At 49.2% G+C, this 6,268-nt stretch carries 4 protein-coding genes; 3 read left to right on the top strand and 1 reads right to left on the bottom strand.

The window, feature by feature from the left end; genetic code table 11:
- Positions 1-181 precede the first annotated feature (181 nt).
- The 3 genes from QEH52_RS20555 to QEH52_RS13400 all read left to right on the top strand — a co-directional run bounded on the left by QEH52_RS20555 (position 182) and on the right by QEH52_RS13400 (position 2,998).
- Complete coding sequence (locus tag QEH52_RS20555) at positions 182-430, top strand: type II toxin-antitoxin system RelE family toxin (RefSeq protein WP_345785473.1); 249 nt, start codon at positions 182-184, stop codon at positions 428-430.
- A 444-nt stretch (positions 431-874) separates the two neighbouring features.
- On the top strand, positions 875-1,525 hold the full coding sequence (locus QEH52_RS13405) for a hypothetical protein (protein ID WP_308951124.1): 651 nt from the start codon (positions 875-877) through the stop codon (positions 1,523-1,525).
- 288 nt (positions 1,526-1,813) lie between these two features.
- Complete coding sequence (locus QEH52_RS13400) at positions 1,814-2,998, top strand: MFS transporter (protein ID WP_308951123.1); 1,185 nt, start codon at positions 1,814-1,816, stop codon at positions 2,996-2,998.
- Between the two features lie 89 nt (positions 2,999-3,087).
- On the opposite strand, the gene QEH52_RS13395 is transcribed toward QEH52_RS13400, so the two are convergent.
- Complete coding sequence (locus QEH52_RS13395) at positions 3,088-6,186, bottom strand: response regulator (RefSeq protein ID WP_308951121.1); 3,099 nt, start codon at positions 6,184-6,186, stop codon at positions 3,088-3,090.
- Positions 6,187-6,268: the final 82 nt, after the last annotated feature.

The following is a 6,268-nucleotide window of genomic DNA, read 5'->3' as shown; positions in this document are numbered from 1 at the left end:
GCTTGGGTAGTTTTCTCGCATCCAAACTATATGCGAGATTCGAGCACTTTCGTACAGCCCAAATTACGCATTTAAGCTTTTATTGGACGTCCTCTGAGTTAAAGCCGAAGGCGATCAAAGATCTGAAATCGATTCCGCGCAATAGAGGGAGACGAGTTCTTAAAGATCCCGCATTGAGCAAATGGAGGAGGATTTACAGGGTGACGTGAAGAAATTAACCAACCACACCCCGGAATACCGGATGCATTCAGGCAATTATCGAGTGTTATTCGAGGTTGAAGGCGAAAGAATAGTAGTCTACCGTGTCCTACATCGAAAAGGAAGCATACATCCACAAGTCATTGTAAAAGAAGAAAAAAGGAATTTGTCATACTTCCCGATGAAGAGTTTCTGGCCACCAAGGAGAACTTGGAGGATTACGAAGATCTGAAGGACTTGAGAGAAGCGAAAGCTGCGGAGGGCGATGCACCGACGACCCCACTCAACGATATCCGAGCTGAACTGCTCGCTAACTGAGCATAATCGGGTAGACGGGAGCATTAACTCTCCCGTCCCCCGCATCACCCCCGATTCGCTATGCTAATTCCCCTTCGGCGGGACTTGAAACATCAGCTCGCCGGTTGCTATTCTGCGCTGCGCTGGTTGAGGTGTCATCGTGGACTCCTCGGTAGAGCCGCACTGCTTCCGCGCGAAATCTCGCGATTACACACACTTGTGCTTCTCTAGTGATTGATTTGTTATTCAGGTCTTTCACAATGGACTTTAACGATATAAGGTTATCAACATGCCGGGCATACCTAAGGAGTGGTATGAATTCTTTTCGCGCTCCGCGCTTCAGTCTCGATAGTGCTTCACGTTAGCTAAAGCAAAAAATATGAAACTTAATATCAAATACCTAACACTCTTACTAGTCAGTTGCCGCATCGCTCAGGCTAGTCTAATGACAGTCAACATAACCGAGAAATCCAATGATCTATTAGTTTCCTACTCCGGATCAATAGACTTGGGCACAATGATGCCTTCTTTCCCTGGAACGTTCGGAAGCAATAGTGGCGGGATTAATCCTGGATTCCCAAGTTATGGAAGTCCTGGATATGGATACCAGTATCGTATATTTGAGCAAGTTGATGGAGAGTTTGGTCCTTATACTACTGGAAATACGAATGATAACCTTGCATTTCGCCCCGACCAAAGCTCAGGTGACCTTTTTTCATTTTCCTACAGCAGTAGCCGATACATAAGCCTCATTCTGCCGGTAGATTATATCTCTGGTTCAGAACTCTCAGGACTATTGATTTTTGAAAACCGAATAGCACCAGACGTCAATCTGGAGCGCGGAAGATTCGAGTGGGAGTTTCAAATTGAGGGTGCTGTCGATACTCAACGCATAGTGGTTGAAGCCTCAACCGTATCAGTACCCGAAGCGAATCGCGTCGGATTAATTCTTGGTATTTCTAGTTACGTGATCGTCTTCCGTAGACGATATTTGTGTAAAGAGCTAACAATAAAGGTTCACGTCGATTGAGCTCGCGAAAATCGAACTGGAACCATGGTTGAACAAGCCGCTGAATGTCTGTTGCTATCGACCTGATGTGATTTCCATTTTTCGCTTTAGTTTAGATTGAGGGCTGGGGGTGAGCTCGATCTGATCGAAACGAGGATTTTTTCATCTCGGCCAAGCCCACTGGGGTGCATAAAGATGACTTAATCACAGCCTGCTCTCGAAGGCGAGCAATCGCTGGGGCTACTATATATCCACCTTCACCCCTATAAGCACTTGCCGCACACACCGACCAGATCACGTCCGCAGCCAATGCACTTTGGTCGCTACGACTACGCAGCCTTTTTAACTTTCTTCGCTTACGCGGCAGGCTCGGTGATCGTGCCTGTCAGCTTAGTCGAACTGACGCATGATCTGGGTTTCTCGCTCGAAGATGGGGGGATGACTGCAGGCGGCGCACTCCAAATTGGGCGCACGATTCCGATGGTACTCGCGATGCTGGTAGTGGGCTTTATCGCCGGACGCTGGGGCAACCGAACCACACTCGGAACTTCCGTGCTACTAATGAGCTCAGGTATCGCGCTCTGTTCAATCGCTCCAAGCTACGGTATCTTATTTTGCGCACTGGTGCTCGCTGGATTCGGCGAAGGCGTGATTGAAGGGATCGCCACGCCTTTTGTGCAAGACCTACACCCGAAAGAACCTGGGCGCTATATCAATCTGACGCATTCCTTTTGGTCCGTCGGCGTGCTGGCCACCGTCTTACTTTCTGGCGGCCTGTTAAGTCTCGGTGTCTCTTGGCGAATATTAACAGCGGCCGTGGCACTGATCGGTTGTGTCGCCGCAAGCTTGATCTTAATCCCAGCTAAACATGGGGCACATGCCGTCGTCCACCAAACTCTGTCACTAAATAACGTCTGGACACAAGCACTGCAGATACTGAGATTTCCGCTCTTCTGGAGGTTTTATGCCGCCATGTTTCTGGCAGGTGGCGGGGAGTTTTGCCTGACATTTTGGAGCGCCAGTCACATACGCCTACATTTCAACGCCTCGGCATGGGCGAGTGGACTTGGAGTCGCATGTTTCGCCTTGGCCATGGTGATCGGGCGCATGGCGAGCGGCTATTTCGTGCCACAAAATGGCCTGAGAAAACTCATACTAATTGCCGCAGCACTTGGAACGATGGTCTGTATTTTGCTGCCACTCAGCCCCAATATTTGGATCTTCGACGGCCTACTTTTTTTAGCCGGCCTCGCCACGGCCCCCTTCTGGCCCAGTATACAAAGTTATGCCACGCACCGCATGCCAAAGTTGGACAGCACGATGCTATTGATCCTGCTCTCTTGCGCAGGTGTGCCGGGCTGCGGCGTGTTCACCTACTTCATGGGAGCCATGAGCAACCAGTCAGGCAGTTTGACACTGGCATTCTACCTGGTGCCAGTGGCCTACATACTGATAACAGTATTGATAGCAACAGATCGAGCGCGCAAAGGCTAGCGTTGCGAGTCTCTAAAAAAGAAGATCAGACGAAGATGTGGTCACAGTCGATGCAGTCGTCGAGATAAGACGTGGCACTGTAACAAAAACTACAGTTGCGCATCAATGGCCCGCTCGATTGCCTGGGCCAATTCTGGTAAACGCGCGGGCTTGGAAACGTAATCGTCCATGCCGACCTCCAGGCATTTGTCGCGATCATCCTCAAATGCGAAGGCTGTAGCTGCAATGATCCAAACCCGGCGTTCGGCATACACCCCCTCGGCTTCGCGCTGCCGAATTAGTTGAGTCGCCTCATAACCGTCCATCTCGGGCATATTACAGTCCATTAGAATCACATCAAAGACGCTCGCTTCCATGCGTTTTAGCAATTCTTCAGCACTCTCGACCGTAACCACGTTCATGCCAATCGAACGGAATTGCAGTCCGAGAACCATACGATTGGTCTCGTTATCATCGACCATAATCATTCGCAACTCGCGACCATTCAAACGCTTGTTCAGACGCGCCCTAATTTCTACAGCAGAATTTAGTTTCTTTCCCAGGTTAACGGCACCACGAACGAGTTGATCGTTTAAGACTGAGTGCAACTCACGCTGCGAAATCGGCTTGGTCAAATATGCATCGATTCCAGCTGAAGCTCGCTCTTGTTGATCGATCACTACTTGCGAAGAACTCAGCATCACGAGCTTCGCCTTTGTCCCCTCTCGGCTGCGCTTCAAACGACGCGCCAACTCCAGACCATCCACCTCTGGCATCAAATAATCTAAGACTAACAAGTCATAATCTGAATTATTGACGAACTCTAAATAGGCATTATTGGCAGACTCAAAAGTCTTCACCTTAAAGCCCAAATTCGATAGCTGCCCTTGAATCACCAACAAGTTGGTCAAATTATCGTCGACCACTAAGGCGCGCTTACCGACGAAGGAGTTGCGCTCTAGAATCGGACTGTACTGATCTACATTCTTAAAATCAGGTGAAAATGGGATATCGATATAAAATTTAGTCCCCACATCCAGCTCGCTCTCAACGCGAATATTACCATTCATCATTTCGACCAATTGTGTGGTAATGGCGAGCCCCAGCCCGGTGCCACCAAATTTACGCGTGGTGCTAGCATCTGCTTGGATAAAGGGCTGGAAAATCTTTTTCTGAGCGGACTCATCCATGCCAATCCCGGTGTCAGACACCACGAAGTGCACCATGATGACATCCTCGGCCACTCGACTGGATTGTGCAGAAAGGCAGATCTCCCCACCATCTGAAGTAAACTTGACCGCATTCCCGACCAAATTTGAAAGTATCTGAGTGACTCGATGCGAATCCCCCCACAGCGCATAATCAATCATCGGAGCGGTTTGATTGATCAACTCAACGCCACGCGATTCCGCATCCGCGGCGAACAAAGTAAGCGTGTTATCAATTGACTCTCTTAAATCGAAAGAGGCTTCCTCCAGCGCCAAGGCGCCTGCCTCGATCTTGGAAAAATCTAGAATATCATTGATCACGATCATCAAGGAATCGGCACTGCGCACCAAGGTCTCCACCAGCTTGCGTTGCTCCTGACTGAGATCATCCGTCAGCAATAAATTTGCCAGGCCAATCACACCATTCATCGGAGTCCGAATCTCATGGCTCATATTAGCCAAAAACTGAGACTTCATTTTGACTAAGGCTTCCGCATGCTCGCGCGCTTCCAATAGCGCACTTTCTACCTTCTTCTGCTCGCTGATATCTACGACCACTAGGAGATAAGCACTGACTGCGTCCTCTGTATCCCGAATCACAGAGACCGCCGTGATCACGGGAATCTTGCTCCCATCCTTACGTGTAAAAATCCACTCGCGCACGTCACGCCCGGTCGCCGACGACGCAGTAGAAAATACTGCAAAGTCTGGCGCGACTTCTGCCCCCAGATGCTCACCAATTTCTTGTGCACGCTCCTCAAGCTGAAAAGGCTCATAGAAAATAAGCGCCGACTCTTGGTCGACCAACTCCTCCGCATCCCAGCCCGAGAGTAGCTGCGCGAACTCATTAAAGGAGGTAATCTTACCTGTCGGATCCGTTGAGATCACAGCCACTTGAGCATTTTCTAGGATTTTCGTATTTAGCTGATGTAGTGCGTTCAACTTCTTCGTATAGCGCTCACGTAGCACCAAGTAAACGATGACCGCGATACCGAGCAGGATGGGGATCATGCCGAGAATCAGATATTTTGACACAATTGGTTGCAGCATTGCCCGCCATACCTCGCTCTCATAACGCAAGCCCATGGTCCAATACTGCGTGGCGACCTGCTGCCCCGGCCTATACTTAAGCCCTACCGTGTTTTGTATAGGAATCTTACGCCAAAATAAGACACTTCCCTCACTCTCTAACATGCCCGAAGCTTGCGCCAGGATCTGCTGCCAGAACTGAGGATACAACTTAGCCATGGTTTGGGCCGATCCCTCAGTAAACATAAAGCCCCACTCCATCGACGGGTCGGGGTGTAGCAGCCAATAGCCTCCCTCATTGATCAACTCGACATTCGAATCTGCCTCATTCCCCATCAAACGTAGGCGTTCTAATAATTGACGCGCATGGAAGTTGAGTACCATGACACCAAGCCGTCCCCGTTCGGGATCATCAATCGGTAATACAAAACGTATCATCGGTGCACGTGGTTGCTGCACGACACCGTTCTCCACATTCAAATCTACAGGGGATATATAAATCGTGCCCGAAGCCACCTGCATGCCTTCTTTAAAATAGTAGCGGTTCGACTTATTTTGTAGTTGCTCCTCGACGACAGCCTGACCTCCAGAGTCGACTCGAACCCGCTCCTGACCACTGGCATCTAGATAGCGCAATTGCGCATACTCCTTCTTGTGAATAGAGACATTACGCAAATCTTGCAAAAAATTCGAACGCGTCGCATCCGCCGGATTCTCGATATAATCACGCAAAGAACGCGAATTGCTAATAAACAACAAATCCTCAATCACCACACCTAAGTAGGTGCGTATTAATTCATCGGAGAACAATAACACGTCCTCATTCTCACTCTTCAAACGCTCCACATGCGCGGCCCGTTCAGCACGATAGAAGCTAAACACTGAAATACAACCAAGCAGCACCGCGACAACGACGCCAAAAGATTTTAATTTAAAAGAATGCCCCAATGACGTGTTCCGCTTAGCTTGCATAGCAATGATAACTAACCCTCAAGGCGATAGTCACCAATGAGTTATTTCAACATGCAAGAAAGCTACGAGCTGTAAAGCCAAA

The organism is Thalassobacterium maritimum (assembly GCF_031127805.1).
Taxonomy (GTDB): Bacteria; Verrucomicrobiota; Verrucomicrobiia; order Opitutales; family Coraliomargaritaceae; genus Thalassobacterium; species Thalassobacterium maritimum.
Note: the sequence above shows the minus strand (reverse complement) of the source record. Positions and strands in the feature narration are given on the sequence as shown.

Excerpts from the sequence above, each read along its gene's own strand:
- QEH52_RS20555 (WP_345785473.1), top strand. The coding sequence starts at position 182 with ATGGAGGAGGATTTACAGGGTGACGTGAAGAAATTAACCAACCACACC.
- QEH52_RS13405 (WP_308951124.1), top strand. The coding sequence starts at position 875 with ATGAAACTTAATATCAAATACCTAACACTCTTACTAGTCAGTTGCCGC.
- QEH52_RS13400 (WP_308951123.1), top strand. The coding sequence starts at position 1,814 with ATGCACTTTGGTCGCTACGACTACGCAGCCTTTTTAACTTTCTTCGCT.
- QEH52_RS13395 (WP_308951121.1), bottom strand. The coding sequence starts at position 6,186 with ATGCAAGCTAAGCGGAACACGTCATTGGGGCATTCTTTTAAATTAAAA.